The organism is Mesorhizobium sp. M2A.F.Ca.ET.039.01.1.1, assembly GCF_003998035.1.
Classification (GTDB): domain Bacteria; phylum Pseudomonadota; class Alphaproteobacteria; order Rhizobiales; family Rhizobiaceae; genus Mesorhizobium.
In genome coordinates, this window is sequence record NZ_RZRY01000891.1 from 1 (window position 1) to 2,183 (window position 2,183).

Below are 2,183 nucleotides of genomic sequence, written 5' to 3' on the forward strand. Positions count from 1 at the left end.
GCAGAGATGCCCCTGCTGGATGATCGGCGTCGAGGTCGATGGCACATTGAGCAGGATGTCGGCCAGCGGCGCGAGCTTGCCGCCGGTATCGCCGGTAAGGCTGATCACCGTCATGCCCATCATGCGCGCCTGCTCGGCGGCGGCAAGGATGCTTGGCGAATTGCCGCTGGTCGAGATGGCAAGCAGCACCGCGCCTTCCGATCCATGCGCCTCGACCTGGCGCGAGAAGACGGTGTCGAAGCCGTAATCGTTGCCCCAGGCGGTCAGCACCGCGGCGTTGGCCGGCAGCGCGATGACATTGTAGGCCTTGCGCTCCTTCAGGAAGCGGCCGACCAACTCGCCGGCGATGTGGATGGCATCGCTGGCCGAGCCGCCATTGCCGCAGATCAGCAGCGCCTTGCCTTGCGAAAGCGCGGTCACGACCGTGCTCACGGCGCGCTCCATCTCACCGGTCAGGTCGCGCTCGACCATCGCCGAGATCGCCGCCGCGGAGCGGACCAGGTAGTCGTTCAAATCGGACATGAGACCCTCAGTTTGCGGCACGCAGCTTGCCGATCGTGTTCGTCGTGCTCTTGCCTGCGACGAGGTCGACCAGCACCACGCGCCCGCCCGCCTTCTGCACCACATCGGCGCCGACCACGGTCTCGATCGTATAGTCCGCGCCCTTGACCAGGACGTCGGGCAAGAGCGCCTCGATCAGCTTGAGCGGCGTATCCTCCTCGAAGACGACGACGGCGTCGACCGAGGCAAGCGCTGCCAGCACGCAGGCGCGGTCATGCTGGTTGTTGACCGGGCGCCCCGGCCCTTTCAGCCGGCGCACCGAGTCGTCGCTGTTGAGGCCGAGCACCAGCCGGTCGCACTGGCTGCGGGCGGCATGCAGCAGGCTGACATGGCCGGCGTGCAGGATGTCGAAACAGCCATTGGTGAAGCCGACCGTGAGGCCCTCTTCCTTCCAGGCGGCGACCATCCTGGCCGCCGCATTGGCGTCAAGAATGGCACCCGTATGAGCCGTCGGCCCATGCGAGCGGAACAGCGCGCCGGACAGTTCCTCGACATTCAGCCGAGCGGTGCCGCGTTTTCCCACCACGACGCCGCCGGCCGCATTGGCGATGACCGCGGCATGCACCCGGTCGGCGCCGGCGGCGAGCGAAAGCGCGAAGCTCGCAATGACCGTGTCGCCGGCACCGGAAACGTCGAACACTTCGCTGGCCTGGGTGGAAATGTGGCGGGCATCCTCGGCGGAGACCACGCTCATGCCCTTCTCGCTGCGCGTGGCGACGATATACTCGAAGTCATGCGCGGCGATCAGGTCGCGTGCGGCGGCCACGATCTCGTCATCGCCGAACACCTTGCGCCCGACCGCCTCGCCAAGCTCCTTGCGGTTCGGCGTCACTGCCGTGGCGCCGGCATAGCGCGCGTAATCGCGCCCCTTCGGATCGACCAGCACCGGCTTGCCGGCATCGCGGCAGATCGCGATCAGCTCGCCGGCGACGCCGTCGAGCAGAATGCCCTTGCCGTAATCGGAAAGGATCACGATGTCGGCGCGGCCAAGCGCGGCCTGGAAATGATCGATGAGCTTCGCCCGCTCGGCGGAAGTGAGCGGCTTGATCTCTTCCTCGTCGAAGCGCAGCACCTGCTGGTTGAGCGCGCTGAAGCGGCTTTTCGACGAGGTCATGCGGTCCGCCCGCTGCAGAAGCCCGTCCGTGTCGACACCGATCTCGCTCAGCATGCGCATCAGATTGTTGCCGGCCTGGTCGGCGCCGATCACCGAGACGGGTATGGCGGCCCCGCCTAGCGAAACGATGTTGGAGACGACATTGCCGGCGCCGCCCATGTTCAGCATTTCGCCCCGTCCATGCAGCACGGGGATCGGAGCCTCCGGCGAGATGCGTTCGATCACGCCGCTGACGAAACGGTCGAGAATGAAATCGCCGACCACCAGCACGGTGACCTCGCCGAACCGGGCGATGGTGCGATGCAAAGGTTCCGGAGAGGGCGGATTGTGCTTGATCATCTCACTCGACATATGCCTGAAAAAGGCAGGACTTGATTAGGTTTCAGCGCCGGAATTGTGGCGCACCTCGCTCAACGCGATGCGGATATACCGCAATTGCGGCGAGCGCAACGGCAGGCCCGATTGACTGCGGCCGAAGTCGGCTGTGCAATCAGCTTCTCTGCAGGGC

2 protein-coding genes are annotated in these 2,183 nt (G+C 65.8%); both read right to left on the reverse strand.

Annotation, left to right across the window (positions count from 1 at the left end; all coding sequences use genetic code 11):
* A partial coding sequence (locus EOA24_RS35155) for an SIS domain-containing protein (protein ID WP_127410660.1) occupies positions 1–522 on the reverse strand: 522 nt, incomplete at its 3' end.
* A 7-nt stretch (positions 523–529) separates the two neighbouring features.
* The gene (rfaE1, locus tag EOA24_RS35160) at positions 530–2,014 is read right to left on the reverse strand and encodes a D-glycero-beta-D-manno-heptose-7-phosphate kinase (protein ID WP_127410661.1); all 1,485 of its coding nucleotides are present in this window, start codon (positions 2,012–2,014) and stop codon (positions 530–532) included.
* Positions 2,015–2,183 lie beyond the last annotated feature (169 nt).